Source organism: Yoonia sp. (assembly GCF_046292185.1).
Classification (GTDB): domain Bacteria; phylum Pseudomonadota; class Alphaproteobacteria; order Rhodobacterales; family Rhodobacteraceae; genus Yoonia.
Genome location: NZ_JBKBQY010000039.1, coordinates 12400 through 29025, shown reverse-complemented (window position 1 = coordinate 29025; position 16626 = coordinate 12400). Strand labels below are relative to the sequence as shown.

The following is a 16626-nucleotide window of genomic DNA, read 5'->3' as shown; positions in this document are numbered from 1 at the left end:
ATCGACAAGGGTGACAACGGTCGCGTCATAATCGTGTTCTATGCTAAACATGACTCCAGCCTAGCGGGACTGCGCCGGGCAAGCAATCGTGACTGGCAGCTGCGGGGCGACATGCTATTCTTTCCGGCAGTCCCCGCTAGGTATCGGAGTTCCCATGCGTCGTCTCGCCGTCCTTTTCGCCCTCGCTCTTGCTGCTTGCGCACCGGTCAACATGGCCCCGCCACCTGCGCCCACGGCAGGGGTGATCCTGCAGCCGACCGATCCGGGCGGGCGGATTTCGCCAAATCAAGCGATGGCCAATTTCCAGACCGCTGTGGCGCGGGTCGAACCGGTTGCAGAACGACTGTGCCGTCAGCGTGGCAACAACAGCAATTGCGATTTTCTCATCCTTGTCGATGACCGCCCCGGCGCACCGATGAACGCCTATCAGACGCTGGACCGCAACGGTCGCCCGGTGATCGTCTTTACCGAACGGCTGATCAACGAGGCGCGCAACGTCGATGAGATCGCATTCGTGCTGGCGCATGAGGCTGCGCACCATATCGAAGGGCATATCGCGCGTCAGCAGCAGAATGCGGTGCTGGGGGCCACGCTGATCGGCGGGCTGGCCGGAGGCGGTTCACCCGAAGCGGTCCGGTCGGCACAACAACTGGGTGCAACGGTCGCCGCGCGCGCCTATTCCAAGAATTTCGAGCTTGAGGCAGACGCCACCGGCACAAGGGTCGCCCATGCCGCAGGGTTCAACCCGTTGCGCGGCGCGCAGTTCTTTTTCCGCATCCCCGATCCCGGCAACCGTTTCCTTGGCACCCACCCGGCGAATGCCGACCGGCTGCGTGTGGTGCAACAGGTCGCTGCCACGCTCTAGATCTGAGCGGCGACCGCCGTGGCGATGGCGATAAAGAAACAGGCCGAGGCGATGACGACAAAGCCGTGCCAGATCGCGGTGGCATAGCGCAGCCTTTTTGCCGCGTAAAACGGAACGCCTGCGGTGTAAAGCAGCCCGCCAACCGCGATCAGCGCCATGGTCGACACCGGCACCAAGGTCCAGAGCGACCAGATCAGGGCAAGGCTAAGCCAGCCCATGACCAGATAAAGCGCGGGGCCAAACCGCCCCGGTGCGCGCCAGAAGAACAGTTTCAGCACAATCCCGATCACCGCGAGCGCCCAGACAACCCCCAGCACCAGATAGGCAAAACCGCTGCCGATCAGCACCACGAGCGGCGTGTAGGTCCCCGCGATTTTCAGATAGATCGCCGCATGATCGAACCGGCGCAAGGCGGGGCGGATGCCATGCCAGGGCGCCAGATGATAGACGGCTGAGGCGACGAAGGTCGCAATCAACGTCGCACCATAGACGGCGATGGCCGTGACCTGTGCCGGGCTTGCGATGCCTGCCGACCAGATCATCAGCACAACAGCGCCCGCAACAGCCCCGACAACGCCCAGAGCATGGACAGTGCCGTCGGCAATGCGTTCGGATTTCGCTGGGGTGGGATACATCGGGCATTCTCCTGCTTGTCGGATACAAAATCGGGGCGAGGGGGCGTGCCGTCAAATGTTCCGTCAGGTCACAACAACAGCTTGGCAGCGCGTGCGCCATCCCGCAATCTGGCCAAAAGTCGCAGCGACCAGAAAAGGTGACCGCCATGTGGTATCAAGTAACGCGGGTCCGGCAAAGGGCGGTCTGGTCCTGGCACGGTTTCGTGCATGTCTGGCAGACCGAAGGATCGCTGATGCAATGGGTCGTGGCGAATGCGGTCTTTGCGGTGCTGGCCTTCGTGCTGCCGCTGTCGGGGGCCGAACGGGGGATGCTGCTGATGGGCGGGATCTTCATTCTGGCACTTGAATGCATGAATACCGCGATCGAACGGGTGGTGGATGATATCAGCACGGCACATCGCGCTGCCGCAAAACACGCCAAGGATTGCGGGTCCGCCGCCGTCGCCGTTGCGGGGGTCGCCGTCGGGGTCGGCTGGGTCTGCGTGATCGGGGGGCTGATCTGGTGATGCCCATTTGATCCAGCGCAAGGACCGCGCCAATCTACCCTGTCAGTCTGGGCGCATTGAATGGAGGTCCGTGATGCAAAAAACCGGCGATATCCACGCACATTTCCTGCGGGTGGTGAAAATGTCCCAAGCCTGCGACGTCAGCCTGTCCACGGCCCTTGATGAGGGGCAGATCACGGCAGAAGCCTATGGCGATATGGTCACCGGCTGTCGCGGCTGCACCGAGGTCGGCAGTTGCGATAAACTGCTTGGCACCATGCCGCGCCTGCCCGAAGCGCCAGACTATTGCGTGAACCGCGAAACCTTTGCCCATCTGCGCGGATTGCAGGCGAAGTAACATTCCCTGCAAGGTGCGACATTCTGTACCGTTTCTGTTTCATGGCGTTCATCCTAACGTTGACCTATCGTCAACACAGGAGGACGACATGCGATCGATCGTACTTGCCCTGGCCATGCTGCCCGCCGCGGCGCATGCGCAGACCACAACCCTTCCCGCCCCGACCGAGCCTGTGGCGCAAAGCTGCCCCGTCGGGATGACCTTCAACACCGGCACGCAAAGCTGCGGGCTGACCCCGGAACCATCACCGATGCCGGCCGCCAGCGGTGGATCGGGGTGCAGCTTCTCCGCCGCGCGGGAAGTGACGTCATAAATCGGTACTGAGGTCAAAGAGTGGAAAGGCGCATCGCGAAAGCGGTGCGTTTTTTCGTTTGGCTGGGGGCTGTCGGCGTTTCAGCACGCAACACAGGAGAGCGTTCGGACCTCGGGGTGGGTGCGAAGCGCCCTCCCCATGGGAAGGTCCGGGCGCTGCCCGGCGATGCCGGGCGGGCGTTCTATTTGTTTGCCGTCCTACTAAAGAAATTCAACGCTTTAGCTGCGGATCACCGCCCCCCACAAATCATACTCCCCCGCCTCTTCAACCTCGACGCGGACCACATCCCCCACGGTCAGCCCCTCGGTCCCCTCATCAATAAACAGGTTCCCGTCGATCTCTGGCGCATCGGCCCAGGTCCGGCAGGTGGCGATGCCGTCTGCGTCGATGTCGTCCACGATAACTTCCAGCACCTTGCCGACCTTGGCCTCCAATTTGGCCGCCGAAATCGCCTGTGCCTTTTCCATGAAACGGTCCCAGCGGTCCTGCTTGACCTCTGCCGCCACATGGTCGGGCAGGGCGTTGGACCGGGCACCGGCGACATTCTCATATTGAAAACAACCCACACGGTCCAACTGCGCTTCATCCAGCCAGTCTAGCAGGTGCTGAAACTCTGCCTCTGTCTCGCCCGGATAGCCCACGATGAATGTACTGCGCAGCGTGATATCGGGGCAGATGGCACGCCATGCGGCAATTTCGTCCAGCGTTTTCGCCCCTGCCGCAGGGCGCGCCATGCGCCGCAGCACATCGGGGTGGGAATGCTGGAACGGGATGTCGAGATAGGGCAGCACGCCGTTGGACGGGTCCGCCATGATCGGGATCAGGTCGCGCACATGCGGATAGGGATAGACGTAATGCAGCCGGACCCAGGCACCCAATTGCCCCAATTCGCGGGTCAGATCGGTGATATGGCTACGCACTTCGCCCCCCTGCCACGGGTTCAGATCATATCTGCGGTCCAGCCCATAGGCCGATGTATCCTGCGAAATCACCAGCAATTCGCGCACCCCGGCCTGCACCAGCTTTTCCGCCTCGCGCAGCACGGCATGGGCGGGGCGGCTGGTCAGAAGCCCGCGCATGTCGGGTATGATACAGAATTTGCACTTGTGATTGCAGCCTTCAGAAATCTTCAGATAGCTGTAATGCCGTGGCGTCAGGCTGACACCTGTGGCGGGCAGCAGGTCAATGAACGGGTCAGGGCTGGGCGGGACGGCCAGATGCACGGCGTCCAGCACCTGTTCATATTGATGCGGGCCGGTGACGGCCAGAATGCGGGGATGATGTTCGCGGATATAATCGGGTTCCGCGCCCAGACAGCCGGTCACGATGACCTTGCCGTTTTCGCGCAACGCCTCGCCGATGGCATCAAGGCTTTCGGCCTTGGCACTGTCCAGAAACCCACAGGTGTTCACGATCACCGCCTCTGCACCCGCATAGTCGGCCGAAATGGCATAACCTTCGGCGCGCAGGCGGGTCAGGATGCGTTCGCTGTCGACCAACGCCTTGGGGCAGCCAAGGCTGACCATGCCGATGGTCGGCTGGCCGCTGCGGGCAGTGTCAATCACTTGCGCGCGGGCAAGATCGGGGCGGAGGTTTGGCGGATTCGTTGTCATAGCCCCCTATAGACCGACAAGGGGGCGCAGGTAAGGTGGGTCTTGACCCACCTTACGGGGATTTCAGCGACGACGGTCGCGGCGGGCGGACATCGGCTGGAACGCGACACCGACATGCGCGTCGCAATAGGGCTTGCCCTGTTGCACGGGCAGGCCGCAGAACCAGAAATCATCCGTCGCCGGATCGCCGACAGGCCATTTGCAGGTCTTTTCGGTTAACTCCATCAGGGTCAGGCGTTTGGCGGTCTTTTCGACCTCGCTGACTTTGGCCAGCGCCTCGGGACTGATCTCGTTGGCGGATGGCTGCGGTGGCAGGGCCTGTCCGGCAGGAATGATCGCCCGGCGTGCGGCGGAAATCGGGATGCCGTTCTCGTCCAGCTCAAGCTCTTCCTTGATCGCCACCGCGGTGCTGACCTTGACCTTGGGCGTGGGCTTGGCCGCGGGCTTTGCGGCTGGCGCTTCCACAGATTCGGCAACTTTTTCCTTGACCGCCGGCTTTGCCGTCGGCGCCGCGACGGTACCGGCACGGTTGGACAGGCCCAGCCTGTGGACCTTGCCGATCACGGCGTTGCGGGTGACGCCGCCCAGTTCCTTGGCGATCTGGCTGGCCGACTGACCATCGCCCCACATCTTTTTGAGCGTCTCGACGCGCTCGTCTGTCCAGGACATATGAATTCCTTCGGTTTCGCTGGCCGGATGCCTGATAAGGATCGCGCCATGCCATGTCTAGCCACTCATACTAGTCATTGCGGCGGCTGATGTGAAGGCGCTCTGGTGCCTTTTGCACAAGTTCCCTTGCCGGTCGCCGGTCAATAGAGGCTGCAACAGCCCTTATGCCCGAAATGATCGTCGATATAATGCAATCCAAAGGTCCGGTCGCTCATCCCGTCGTTGCAGATTCCAGGCAGGATATGTGACCGCACGCGCATGTTGTCCGCGGCCCAATCAAAGAACGCTGCATTGGCACCGATGAAACTCTGTTCACGGGTGAAATAGGCATCCTTGATCGCATAGCTGCCATCGCCTTGGGGCGTGGACAAAAGCACCTCGGTCGGCGTGATCCGTAGCGACCAGAAAGGTTCCGTGCCGTAACAAGTCAGGTTGCGCGCGGGAAATCCCAGTGGGCCGGGGGCGATATCGCTGCGTTGCAGGAACCGTGCAGCGACCCAGCCTGATCTTTCCTCATGATTGACGAGCGCCCAACCGCCTGCGGTACTGAGGGCGATCACCTCGACTGCGGTGCGGTCAAAGGCCAATGCGCCGATGATATCCGACCCCGCATCCGGTGCGGCGCGGATGTTCAGTTGATCGTCGGATGCAACGCCAGTCACTTCATAAAGGGCGGGCAAAACCGGCGGGACGGTGTCGCCAAGGGCCAGCACCGGCCAGATCATCAGCGCTATCATCACGATCATTCGCATCCGGTCATCCTTTCGCGCAGACCAGATCGGGACTGGTCACCCCTGCAGGATAGGATATGTCTGCCCCAAGACAAAGGACCGATTAAATGACAAGCAAGACAGAAATGGGTGTGCGTCGCTTTGGACATGTGAACTGGCTGGGGGCCTGGACGCTGACGATCCGCGAAATCCGACGTTTTCTGAATGTGTGGCTGCAGACGGTGATGGCCCCGCTGATCAATGCTGGGCTGTTCCTGATGATCTTCACCATCGCCATCGGGTCGCAGCGCGGCGATGTGATGGGCGTGGATTTCATGACCTTTCTGGTGCCGGGTATCCTGACGATGACGGTGATCCAGAACGCCTTTGCCAATACATCGTCCAGCATCGCATCGGCCAAGGTGCAGGGCAATATCGTCGATACGCTGATGCCGCCGCTGTCCGCGTCAGAACTGGTGGCGGGCTATATCGGCGGGGCGGTCGCGCGCGGCTTGCTGGTGGGCGTCGTGATCGCCGTGGGGGCCTATTTGTTCCTGAATGTCGGGCTGGTCCATGCCGGCTGGGCGATGACCTTTGTCCTGCTGGGGTCTGTCCTGATGGGCGGGCTGGGGATGATCGCGGGGATCTATGCCAATAAATTCGATCAGCTTTCCGCGATCACCAACTTTCTTGTCACCCCGCTCGCCTTTCTGTCGGGCACGTTTTATTCCATCGATGCGCTGCCGCCCTTCATGCAGGCGCTCAGCCACGCCAACCCATTTTTCTATATCATCGACGGGGTGCGTTTTGGCATGATCGGGGTCAGCGACAGCAGCCCATGGCTTGGGCTGGCGGTGGTCGGCGGCGCTTGCGTCGTGATCCTGGCAATCTGTCACCGCTGGATGAGAACCGGCTACCGGTTGAAAGCCTAGGCGCGGTCCAGCACCTCGACCGCCAGGACGGTGGGCAGGTGGCGCGCGATTTCCTGCCAGCTGTCGCCTTCGTCGCGGCTGGCAAAGACCGACCCGCTGTTGGTGCCGAAATACACCCCTGCCGGGTCGCGCGTGTCGCCACCCATCGCCTGACGCAGTACAGTGAAATAGCAGCTTTGCTGCGGCAGCCCGGCGCGCATCGCCTGCCAGCTTTGTCCACCATCGCGGCTGCGCCAGACCGCCGCCGCCGCATCCGGCGGATAGCGCCCGTCACTGTCGCCGTTCAGCGGCAGGGTCCAGACCGTATCCGGATCGCGCGGATGCACCCGAATCGGAAAACCAAACGTCGACGGCAGCCCGTTATTGACATCATCCCAACTGCGGCCCCCGTCGGCGGACCGCCAGACACCATGGTGGTTCTGCTGATACAGCACATCGCCGGCGCCGGGCGCGCGCATCATGTTATGCACGCAATGCCCGGTTTCGCCATCGCGCGGCGCGGCAGGATGATCGTGATGGGTGCAAGCCGTGGTATTGGACAGACGGTTCCGTCGGTCCCAGGTGGCACCGCCATCCTCGGTCGCGAAAACACCAGCGGCGGAAATCCCGACCCATATCTTACGCGGATTATCCGGGTCCGTGACGATGGAATGCAGCACCAGCCCGGCGGCACCGCCGTGCCAATCAGCGGCAGAGGGATGATCGGTCAGCCCTTCGACCTTTTCCCACGTCTGCCCATGATCATGGCTTTTGATCAGCATCGCAGGCTTCGTCCCCGCGTAAAGAACGCCATCCGCATAGGCCAGCGACCAGATCTGGCTGAACGCATCGCCAAATGGCAAAGGCGTATCTGTCCAGCCGATCATCGCGGCAAAGTCAGGATCATTGGCCGCCCAATCATCGATCTGTCCCTTGGTCAGCTTGGCCAGTTGCCATGTCGCGCCCTGATCGGCGGATCGCCAGATGCCTGCGCCGTGCCAGTCGCCACCGCCTGCCGCCCAGATCATGCCGGTATCGGGATCACCGATGACATGATTGATCGGCCAGCCGTCGCACATCGGCGCGCTACAGGCCCAGTCGCGGCGGTCCGCATCGCCTGCCAGCAAAAACGCGCCCTTGGTCGTGCCAACCAGAACAATGATCTGTGCCATCAGGACCCTCGTCGTTTGCCGCATAGTAGCACGATTCGCGCAGGCCAGAGAAAATTTCAACAAGGTGATGGTTCTGGCTTCTCTTCGCGGTGTTCAGGCCATAAGCTGAGTCTCATGACGTATTGCATGATCCCTAATCTTCGACGCCGACGCGATTTCGCGCGCGCCTAAGCTACGTCTGCCCCAAACCCCCAAATAAATTGACTTCGCGGCATTGGTCCTGCACCAATCTCGCACCTGCAAAAGGATGATCCCATGATCGCGTCTGTTCTGCCGACCTATTCGCGTGCCCCGCTGACCTTCACGTCCGGTTCCGGTTCCTGGCTGACCGAGGCAGACGGACGCCGATTTCTGGATCTGGGGGCAGGCATTGCGGTCAATGCATTGGGCCATGCAAACCCCGCCTTGGTCGAGGCTTTGACGACGCAGGCCAATGCCCTTTGGCATGTCTCGAACCTGTATAATATTCCCGCCCAGCAGAAGCTGGCCGATCTTCTGGTCGAACACACCTTTGCGGATACCGCGTTTTTCACCAATTCCGGGACCGAAGCCTGCGAGCTGGCGGTCAAGATGGCCCGCAAATACTGGTACGACAAAGGCCAGCCTGACCGGACCGAGATCATCACCTTCACCGGGTCCTTCCATGGCCGGTCCAGTGCGGGGATCGCCGCCGCCGGGTCGGAAAAAATGACCAAAGGTTTCGGCCCGCTGCTGCCCGGCTTCACTCATCTGGAATTTGGTGATCACGACGCCTTGCACGCCGCCGTCAGCGACAAGATCGCCGCGATCCTTGTCGAACCCGTGCAGGGCGAAGGCGGCATCCGCCCGCTGCCCGACGCCTGCCTGAAAGGGCTGCGCGACCTGTGCGACGCACATGGCATCCTGATGATCCTGGACGAGGTGCAATGCGGCATGGGCCGGACAGGCAAATTATTCGCGCATGAATGGGCCGGGATCACACCAGACATCATGATGGTCGCCAAGGGCATTGGCGGCGGTTTCCCCTTGGGTGCGGTGCTGGCCACTGAAAACGCCGCCAGCGGCATGACCGCCGGGACCCATGGGTCCACCTACGGCGGCAATCCTTTGGCCTGTGCCGTCGGCGCGCGGGTGATGGAGATCGTCGCGACAGATGCATTTCTGGCCGAGGTGAACCGGAAATCCGGCCTGTTGCGCCAAAAGCTGGAAGGTCTGATCGCCAGCTACCCCGATATATTCGAGGGGGTGCGCGGCGCGGGCCTGATGCTGGGGCTGAAATGCAAGGCGCTGAACAGCGATCTGGTCAAGGCAGGCTATGATGCCGGTGTGCTGACCGTGCCCGCAGCCGATAACGTGGTGCGGCTGTTGCCGCCTTTGAACATCAGCGATGATGACATCGCACAGGCGGCGACACGGCTGGACGCCGCCGCCGCGCAATTGCGTGCTGATTTGGCCGCTGCATGAGAAAAGACAGATAAAATGACCCATTTTCTTGATATTCATACGACCCCCGCTGATGATTTGACGACCATCATCCAGACCGCCCGCGCGATGAAGGACGCGCGCAACGGCCTGCCCAAGGGCACGCTGGACGCTGAACAACCGCTGGCCGGCCATATGGTCGCGCTGATCTTTGAAAAACCATCGACCCGGACCCGCGTGTCATTTGACGTGGGCGTGCGCCAGATGGGCGGGCAGACGATGGTGCTGTCAGGTGCCGATATGCAGCTTGGCCATGGCGAAACCATCGCCGATACCGCGCGCGTGCTGTCGCGCTATGTCGATCTGATCATGATCCGCACGTTCGAGGAACAGACCCTGCTCGACATGGCTGAATATGCCACGGTGCCGGTGATCAACGGGCTGACCAACCGCACCCATCCTTGCCAGATCATGGCCGATATCATGACTTTCGAGGAACATAACGGCCCGATCAAAGGCAAAAAGGTGGTCTGGTCCGGTGACGGCAACAATGTTTTCGCCAGCTTCGCCCATGCCGCCAAACAATTCGATTTCGATCTGGTGTTCACCGGGCCACCGCCGCTGGACCCCGAACGGGCGCTTGACGGGCTTTACACCGTGGTCCGCGACCCGCACGAGGCTGTGCAAGGCGCCGATCTGGTGGTGACCGATACATGGGTGTCGATGCATGACCCGCAATCCGCGCGCGAACGCCGCCACAACCAACTGCGCGGCTATCAGGTCAATGATGCGCTGATGGCGCGGGCCAAACCTGATGCCTTATTCATGCATTGCCTGCCCGCGCATCGCGACGACGAGGCGACAAGCAGCGTCATGGACGGCCCGCATTCTGTGATCTTTGACGAGGCGGAAAACCGGCTGCATGCGCAAAAGGCGATCATGCGCTATTGTCTGGGGCGCTGACGGCGTTGCAGGGGTACTTCCGTCTCGGCAGATGGTGACAATCGTCACGTCCCGCGCGGTTTCGCCCGCAACGTCGGATCGGCCTGCGTCGGGTCCTCGGGCCAGGGGTGGCGCGGATAGCGCCCGCGCATGTCGCGCCGCACATCGCCGTAGGATGTCGCCCAGAAGCCCACGATATCCTGCGTCACCTGCACCGGTTTCTGCCCCGGCGACAGCAGCGTGATCCGCAATGGCACCCGCCCCACCATCGGGTGCCTTGTCACACCAAACATTTCCTGCAGCCGCAGGGTGATGCCGGGCGTGGCATCTTCATAATCAATCGGGATCTTGCGGCCCAAAGGTGTTTCAAAACTGGCGGGGGCGGCGGCATCAAGCCGCTGCATCTGGTCCCAATCCAGCATCGCGCGCAGGGCAGGCAGCGCGTCAAAGCGTTTCCACTCCTCCGCATTGCGCACGCCCGCCAGATGCGGCAGCAGCCAGTCCTCCAACGTGTCCAGCAAGGTCGCGTCATCCATGGCGGGCATGCCGTCAACCAGCGCCACCCGCGCCTGAAACCGCCGTGCGGCGGGTGACAGTTTCAGCCCCAGTTGCTGCACCCCGTCCAGCATGGCGCGCGCCACCGCGTCTTGCGGCGCATCCGACCAGACCCTGTCATCCAGCACGAGCGCGCCAAAGCGTTCCTGTCTGCGCGCCAGCACCTTGCTGTCACGCCGCGACCACAGGCACAGATCCTGCCAGGCGATCTGGTCACTGAACATGGTGCGCAATTGGGAATCGCTGATCGCCACTGCCTGCCTAACCCGCGCTTCCAGCCTGTCGCCATCCAGATCGGTGGCGACGATCAGCCGCGCGCCTGCCAGCGGATCAGCCGCATCCATGATCGCGCCCTTGCCGCCCGACAACAGATAACGCGGCGCATCGCCCTTGCGCCGCAGCCCGATCCTGTCGGGATAGGAAAGGGCTGCCTGCTCGGCCAGCGATAGCGGTGCGATCTTCGGCAGGCCCTTGGTCAGCCTTGGAATATCCCCCTTGATCTGCGCCAAGGCGGCATGGTTGAGCTGCCCCGGCCCGTCATAGCGGCCCGCCAGCGCGGCAATGCGCAGCGCCAGATCGACCGGCGCGCCGCGCAACGGGTCGCGCGCGGCCAGCAGGGCAGCCAAGGGGGCGGCCTGCGCACCTGCTGTCTGCACCATATGCGCCAGGCGCGGATGCAACGGCATGGCGGCCAGCGCGCGCCCATGCGCGGTGTTCCGGTCCAGCGCCCCAAGGCTTTGCAGCAGCGCCCGCGCCTCGGCCAGCGCGCCGGGTGGTGGTGGGGTCAGAAAGGCCAGATCGTCGCTGCCCCAGACCGCCAGTTCCAGCGCCAGATCGGCCAGATCGGCGGCTTCAATTTCGGCGGGCGCAAAGGCGGGCAGGGCGCCATCCTCGCCCTTGGTCCAGAGCTTATAGGCGTCGCCCGGCGCCACGCGGCCCGCGCGACCGGCGCGTTGCGTGGCCTCGGCCCGGCTGACGCGTTCGGTGACCAGCCGCGACATGCCGGACCCCGGATCGAACCGCGCCCGGCGCGCGCGGCCGGCATCCACCACCACGCGGATATCGGGGATGGTCAGCGAGGTTTCAGCGATGGATGTGGACAGCACGACCTTGCGGCCCGATGCGACAGGCGCAATTGCCGCGCGCTGATCCTTGAACGGCAATGCGCCATAAAGCGGGCGGATCACGCAATCTGCGGGCAGACGGCCTTTCAAGGCGGCCTCTGTCGCGCGGATCTCCCCCTCGCCGGGCAGAAACACCAGCACACCGCCGGTGGTTTCACCCACCGCCCGCGTGACCAGATCGGCGGTGGCAGTGGCGATCCGGCTGGTCTTGGGCAAGGCGCGGTCAAGGAAACGCGCGGTGACGGGATAGGCGCGCCCTTCCGAGGTGACGACAGGCGCATCATCCAGCATCGCGGCCACCGGAGCCGCATCCAGCGTGGCCGACATCACCAGCAGGATCAGATCGGGGCGCAGAACCTGCCGGGTTTCCCAGCATAGCGCCAGCCCCAGATCGGCATTCAGCGACCTTTCATGAAATTCATCAAAGATCACCGCGCCCACGCCGGTCAATTCGGGGTCGGATTGGATCATCCGGGTCAGGATGCCTTCGGTCACCACCTCGATCCGCTGGCCTGCCTTGCTGTCGCCGCGCATGCGGTAGCCGATACCCTGGCCCACGGATTCACCCAGCGATTCCGCTAACCGTTCGGCGGCAGCCCGCGCAGCAAGGCGGCGGGGTTCCAGCATGATGATCTTGCCGGTGGTCAGCCCCGCATCCAGCATCGCCAAGGGCACGCGGGTGGTTTTGCCAGCGCCGGGCGGGGCTTGCAGCACGGCGCGACCGTGATCTGCCAAAGCGGTCATCAGGGCGGGCAGGACAGGATCAATGGGCAGCTGGGTCATCGGTTTGATGTGACCGTGCCGCAAGGCGCGGTCAAGGTAGGGTGCGTCATGACGCACCCTACAAATGCAAAAACCCGGCAGCGCGCAGCGACCGGGTTCCATGCAATGCGGCAGAAATGCTTAAGCGGCAGTCGCTTTGGCAATCTCTTTCTTGACCTTCAGCGCATCAGCCGACAACTCAGCCTCTTTCGCTTTCGCCATGAACGCATCCAGACCACCACGGTGATCGACAGTGCGCAAAGCTGCGTTCGAGATTTTGAACTTGAACGTCCGGTCCAGAACGTCGGACTTCAAAGTCACGTCTTGCAGGTTCGGCAGGAACCGGCGGCGGGTGCGGTTGTTGGCGTGGCTGACATTGTTGCCAGACATCGGGCCTTTTCCAGTCAATTCGCAACGGCGCGACATGGGCGTTTTCCTTGTTCTGAGGGATATCACCAGACCAAAACGGCGGGACATCCAGCATACGGGGTTGAACCCCGCAACGCAGGGTCGTTCATAAGATCAGCGCGAGATAGGCGGATTCCCCGCCCTCGTCAACCCGATTTGCTCGTGAAACTGTTACACTTTGCGCAACGGGTCCAGCACCTGCGCCGCCGCAGCGGTGGGCGACAGGCTGCCGCTGGCCACAGCCTCCGACGCGGCCTTGATCCGCGCGCTGGTCGCAGGGTCGCGCATCTGCAGTTGCAACAGGCCTTGGCGCAGATCCTCGGTGAACCAGAAACTGGCCTGATCCTTGCGGGTCTGGCCCCAGATGCCCTGCTCTTGCCGCCATTGTGCAAGGTGCTGCATATCTTCCCATGCGGCGGCAATCCCCTGCTGTTCCAACGCCGATACCGTCATCGCCTTGGGAAACCCATCCGGGTCCTGCGGGCGTTTGCGCAGCAGGCGCAGAGCACCGGCGTAATCCGCACAGGTCCGCATCGCCTGCGATTTCAGATCGCCATCGGCCTTGTTGACCAGAATCAGATCGGCCATTTCCATGATGCCGCGCTTGACCCCCTGCAATTCGTCGCCGCCTGCGGGGGCCAGAAGCAAGACGAACAGGTCCGACATCTGCGCCACAACGGTTTCGGACTGGCCGACACCCACGGTCTCGATCAGCACGATATCATATCCCGCAGCCTCGCACAAAGCCACCGCCTCGCGCGTGCGGCGGGCCACGCCGCCCAGTTGCGTCTGGCTGGGCGACGGGCGGATAAAGGCATTCGGATCGCGCGCCAGATGATCCATCCGCGTTTTGTCGCCCAGAATAGACCCGCCCGACCGGGCCGAGGACGGATCAACCGCAAGCACAGCCACGCGTTTGCCAAGCCCTGTCAGCATCAACCCGCATGTTTCGATAAAGGTGGATTTGCCCACGCCGGGCGTGCCCGACAGCCCGATCCGCAACGCCTGTTTGGCCGTGCCCAGCAGCGTCAGCAATTCAGTCGCCGCGGCGCGGTGATCGTCGCGCCCGCTTTCCACCAGCGTGATCGCCTGCGCCAGCGCGCGCCTGTCACCCGCCTGAATACGGTGCGCCAGATCGGGTGAGGAGGGGGCCTTCGTCATCCCACCTTCATATCGGGCAGGGCGGGGCTGTCCAGCCCCTGCACGCTATACTGCGACCGGACGACAGACCGTTGCTGCCTGATCGGTAAAGGCGCGATAGCGCCGCCAGAACGCCGCGTCATTGGGATTGTCGGACTGGCGGGTATCCTGCGCGCGCTGTGGGTCGGCAAAGAACGTCGCCGCACGGGCCTGATCACGGCCGGACAGGGATTGATTGGCGACTTGTTGGACGCAGGAACACAATTGCGGCGACGCGGATGTGCGCCCGGCGCTCATACAGGCCCTGCTCAGGTCGCCGGTCGCGCGACCGCCGCCACAGGCTGCCAATGTGGCCACCGCACCCATCACCAAGATCATCCGCATATTGCCTGCCCTTTATCCGTTTTTTGCCTGTTGCAGGGCGTTGCCTGCGATTGTTGCGGGCAATATGCAGGCTCTGCCCGTCCATTGCAATTCACGAAGCTGCAGGCGGCGGATCGCTGCGGCAACATCCGCATTGACGACGCCCTTAATCCACAGCATATCCCTGCTATGACAGACCTTTCTCATATCCGCAATTTCTCGATCGTGGCGCATATCGACCACGGTAAATCGACACTGGCTGACCGCCTGATCCAGTCGACCAACACCGTATCCGCGCGCGAGATGAAAGAACAAATGCTCGACAGCATGGATATCGAACGTGAGCGTGGCATCACGATCAAGGCCAACACCGTGCGGATCGATTACACCGCCGATGATGGCAAGGCATATGTCCTGAACCTGATCGACACCCCCGGTCACGTCGATTTCGCCTATGAGGTGTCACGCTCCATGCGCGCCGTCGAAGGCTCATTGCTGGTCGTCGACAGCACCCAAGGGGTCGAGGCGCAGACGCTTGCCAACGTCTATCACGCGCTCGACGCGGGCCATGAAATCGTGCCCGTGCTGAACAAGATCGACCTGCCGGCATCCGAATGCGATCAGGTCGCGGCCCAGATCGAAGACGTGATCGGCCTTGATGCCTCGGGCGCGATCCGTGTGTCGGCGAAAACCGGCGTCGGCATCCACGAAACGCTGGAAGCCATCGTCAACCTGCTGCCTGCGCCTGTGGGCGACCGCGACGCACCTCTCAAGGCGATGCTGGTCGATAGCTGGTACGACAGCTATCTCGGCGTCATCGTGCTGGTGCGGATCATCGACGGCACGATGAAGAAAAACGACCGCGTCCGGTTCATGTCCAACGGCACCGTGCACCAGATCGACAAGATCGGCGTGTTCCGGCCAAAGATGCAGGATGTGGAGGTTCTGGGACCGGGCGAGATCGGTTTCATCACCGCGTCCATTAAACAGGTCCGCGACACCCGCGTCGGCGACACGATCACGACCGAAAAGAAAGGCTGCGACACGGCACTGCCCGGCTTCAAACCCGCGCAACCCGTGGTGTTCTGCGGCCTGTTCCCCGTCGATTCCGCCCAGTTCGAAGACCTGCGCGACGCCATCGAAAAACTCGCCCTGAACGACGCGTCCTTCAGCCACGAGATGGAAACCTCCGCCGCGCTCGGTTTCGGCTTTCGCTGCGGCTTCCTCGGCCTGCTGCATCTGGAGGTGATCCGCGACCGGATCGAACGTGAATATGATATCGACCTGATCACCACGGCACCCTCCGTCGTCTACCACCTGCATATGCGCGACGGCGAGATGCGCGAATTGCACAACCCCGCCGACATGCCCGACATGACGCTGATCGACCATCTGGAAGAACCGCGCATCAAGGCGACGATTCTGGTGCCCGACGATTATCTGGGCGATGTGCTGAAACTGTGTCAGGACCGCCGCGGCGTGCAGATGGACCTGACCTATGCGGGCAGCCGCGCGATGGTGGTCTATGACCTCCCCCTGAACGAGGTGGTGTTCGACTTCTACGACCGCCTGAAATCCGTGACCAAGGGCTATGCGTCCTTCGACTATGTCCTGACGGGGTATCAAGAGGATTATCTGGTCAAGATGTCCGTGCTGGTCAACGACGAACCCGTGGACGCGCTGTCGATGATGGTGCACCGCGACCGTGCCGAAATGCGCGGCCGCGCGATGGTGGAAAAGCTCAAAGACCTGATCCCCCGCCACATGTTCAAGATCCCGATTCAGGCGGCGATCGGCGGCAAGGTCATCGCCCGCGAAACCCTGTCCGCCCTGCGCAAGGACGTGACCGCGAAATGCTATGGCGGCGACGCGACGCGCAAACGCAAACTGCTGGACAAGCAAAAGGCCGGGAAAAAGAAGATGCGGCAGTTCGGGAAAGTTGATATACCTCAGGAGGCGTTTATTTCGGCGCTGAAGATGGATAGTTGAGAGTAGCTTACACGCTACTTTCAGATCAATGTAGTTTCTGTAGGGGTGCGAATTGGCAGTATTTAGAGAAACATGCCGTAGATGTGGTACGAACAACACCTCCTTTGAGATCACAGCGACAAACCCATCGTTTCGGACAATAGAGTCGTCATATAAAACTAGAGATGTAAGAGCGGAGGTTTTCTGTATTTGCTCTTCGTGTAGCGCGGGG

The 16626-nt window shown here is 62.2% G+C and carries 18 protein-coding genes; 8 read left to right on the top strand and 10 right to left on the bottom strand.

Features of this window, described 5'->3' with window-relative positions; translation table 11 throughout:
• Nucleotides 1-154 precede the first annotated feature (154 nt).
• Nucleotides 155-865, top strand: a complete 711-nt coding sequence (locus tag ACK4TM_RS09035; RefSeq protein ID WP_409699992.1) for a M48 family metallopeptidase — start codon at nucleotides 155-157, stop codon at nucleotides 863-865.
• Here the strand turns inward: ACK4TM_RS09035 and trhA are convergent.
• On the bottom strand, nucleotides 862-1500 hold the full coding sequence (trhA, locus tag ACK4TM_RS09030) for a PAQR family membrane homeostasis protein TrhA (protein WP_409699989.1): 639 nt from the start codon (nucleotides 1498-1500) through the stop codon (nucleotides 862-864). The two genes, ACK4TM_RS09035 and trhA, sit on opposite strands and share 4 nt — an antisense overlap.
• 146 nt (nucleotides 1501-1646) lie before the next feature.
• Here trhA and ACK4TM_RS09025 point away from each other — a divergent pair, with 146 nt between their 5' ends.
• The 3 genes from ACK4TM_RS09025 (at nucleotide 1647) to ACK4TM_RS09015 (ending at nucleotide 2656) form a co-directional block, all read left to right on the top strand.
• Nucleotides 1647-2006: a diacylglycerol kinase gene (locus ACK4TM_RS09025; protein ID WP_409699986.1), complete on the top strand. Its 360-nt coding sequence runs from the start codon at nucleotides 1647-1649 to the stop codon at nucleotides 2004-2006.
• A gap of 73 nt (nucleotides 2007-2079) precedes the next feature.
• On the top strand, nucleotides 2080-2343 hold the full coding sequence (locus ACK4TM_RS09020; protein WP_409699983.1) for a DUF6455 family protein: 264 nt from the start codon (nucleotides 2080-2082) through the stop codon (nucleotides 2341-2343).
• 88 nt (nucleotides 2344-2431) lie between these two features.
• Entirely contained in the window at nucleotides 2432-2656 is a 225-nt protein-coding gene (locus ACK4TM_RS09015; protein ID WP_409699980.1) for a hypothetical protein, read from the top strand.
• 218 nt (nucleotides 2657-2874) lie between these two features.
• On the opposite strand, the gene rimO is transcribed toward ACK4TM_RS09015, so the two are convergent.
• The 3 genes from rimO to ACK4TM_RS09000 all read right to left on the bottom strand — a co-directional run bounded on the left by rimO (nucleotide 2875) and on the right by ACK4TM_RS09000 (nucleotide 5684).
• Nucleotides 2875-4269 (bottom strand): 30S ribosomal protein S12 methylthiotransferase RimO, encoded by a 1395-nt coding sequence (gene rimO / locus ACK4TM_RS09010; RefSeq protein WP_409699977.1) that lies wholly within the window; start codon nucleotides 4267-4269, stop codon nucleotides 2875-2877.
• Nucleotides 4270-4332: 63 nt separating this feature from the next.
• Complete coding sequence (locus ACK4TM_RS09005; protein WP_409699974.1) at nucleotides 4333-4938, bottom strand: GcrA family cell cycle regulator; 606 nt, start codon at nucleotides 4936-4938, stop codon at nucleotides 4333-4335.
• 140 nt (nucleotides 4939-5078) lie between these two features.
• The gene (locus ACK4TM_RS09000) at nucleotides 5079-5684 is read right to left on the bottom strand and encodes an SH3 domain-containing protein (RefSeq protein WP_409699971.1); all 606 of its coding nucleotides are present in this window, start codon (nucleotides 5682-5684) and stop codon (nucleotides 5079-5081) included.
• A 92-nt stretch (nucleotides 5685-5776) separates the two neighbouring features.
• Here ACK4TM_RS09000 and ACK4TM_RS08995 point away from each other — a divergent pair, with 92 nt between their 5' ends.
• Entirely contained in the window at nucleotides 5777-6580 is an 804-nt protein-coding gene (locus ACK4TM_RS08995) for an ABC transporter permease (protein WP_409699968.1), read from the top strand.
• Here ACK4TM_RS08995 and ACK4TM_RS08990 read toward each other — a convergent pair.
• Nucleotides 6577-7731: a WD40/YVTN/BNR-like repeat-containing protein gene (locus ACK4TM_RS08990; protein ID WP_409699965.1), complete on the bottom strand. Its 1155-nt coding sequence runs from the start codon at nucleotides 7729-7731 to the stop codon at nucleotides 6577-6579. The two genes, ACK4TM_RS08995 and ACK4TM_RS08990, sit on opposite strands and share 4 nt — an antisense overlap.
• Before the next feature lie 255 nt (nucleotides 7732-7986).
• Between ACK4TM_RS08990 and ACK4TM_RS08985 the strand changes: the two genes are divergently transcribed.
• On the top strand, nucleotides 7987-9174 hold the full coding sequence (locus ACK4TM_RS08985) for an aspartate aminotransferase family protein (RefSeq protein ID WP_409699962.1): 1188 nt from the start codon (nucleotides 7987-7989) through the stop codon (nucleotides 9172-9174).
• A gap of 15 nt (nucleotides 9175-9189) precedes the next feature.
• Complete coding sequence (argF, locus tag ACK4TM_RS08980; RefSeq protein ID WP_409699959.1) at nucleotides 9190-10095, top strand: ornithine carbamoyltransferase; 906 nt, start codon at nucleotides 9190-9192, stop codon at nucleotides 10093-10095.
• Nucleotides 10096-10139: 44 nt separating this feature from the next.
• Here the strand turns inward: argF and hrpB are convergent, their stop codons facing one another.
• From hrpB to ACK4TM_RS08955, 5 genes are all read right to left on the bottom strand, one after another.
• Nucleotides 10140-12536 carry an ATP-dependent helicase HrpB gene (gene hrpB / locus ACK4TM_RS08975; protein ID WP_409699956.1) on the bottom strand — a complete coding sequence of 799 codons (2397 nt, stop codon included), beginning with the start codon at nucleotides 12534-12536 and terminating at the stop codon, nucleotides 10140-10142.
• Between the two features lie 120 nt (nucleotides 12537-12656).
• A complete protein-coding gene (gene rpmB / locus ACK4TM_RS08970; protein ID WP_409699953.1) occupies nucleotides 12657-12941 on the bottom strand; it encodes a 50S ribosomal protein L28 in 285 nt (94 codons plus the stop codon).
• Nucleotides 12942-13094: 153 nt separating this feature from the next.
• A complete protein-coding gene (gene meaB / locus ACK4TM_RS08965) occupies nucleotides 13095-14084 on the bottom strand; it encodes a methylmalonyl Co-A mutase-associated GTPase MeaB (protein ID WP_409699950.1) in 990 nt (329 codons plus the stop codon).
• A 45-nt stretch (nucleotides 14085-14129) separates the two neighbouring features.
• The gene (locus ACK4TM_RS08960) at nucleotides 14130-14447 is read right to left on the bottom strand and encodes an arginine transporter (protein WP_409699947.1); all 318 of its coding nucleotides are present in this window, start codon (nucleotides 14445-14447) and stop codon (nucleotides 14130-14132) included.
• A gap of 12 nt (nucleotides 14448-14459) precedes the next feature.
• On the bottom strand, nucleotides 14460-14606 hold the full coding sequence (locus ACK4TM_RS08955) for a hypothetical protein (protein WP_409699944.1): 147 nt from the start codon (nucleotides 14604-14606) through the stop codon (nucleotides 14460-14462).
• Nucleotides 14607-14615: 9 nt separating this feature from the next.
• Between ACK4TM_RS08955 and lepA the strand changes: the two genes are divergently transcribed.
• Nucleotides 14616-16415: a translation elongation factor 4 gene (gene lepA, locus ACK4TM_RS08950; protein WP_409699941.1), complete on the top strand. Its 1800-nt coding sequence runs from the start codon at nucleotides 14616-14618 to the stop codon at nucleotides 16413-16415.
• The last annotated feature ends 211 nt before the right edge of the window (nucleotides 16416-16626 follow it).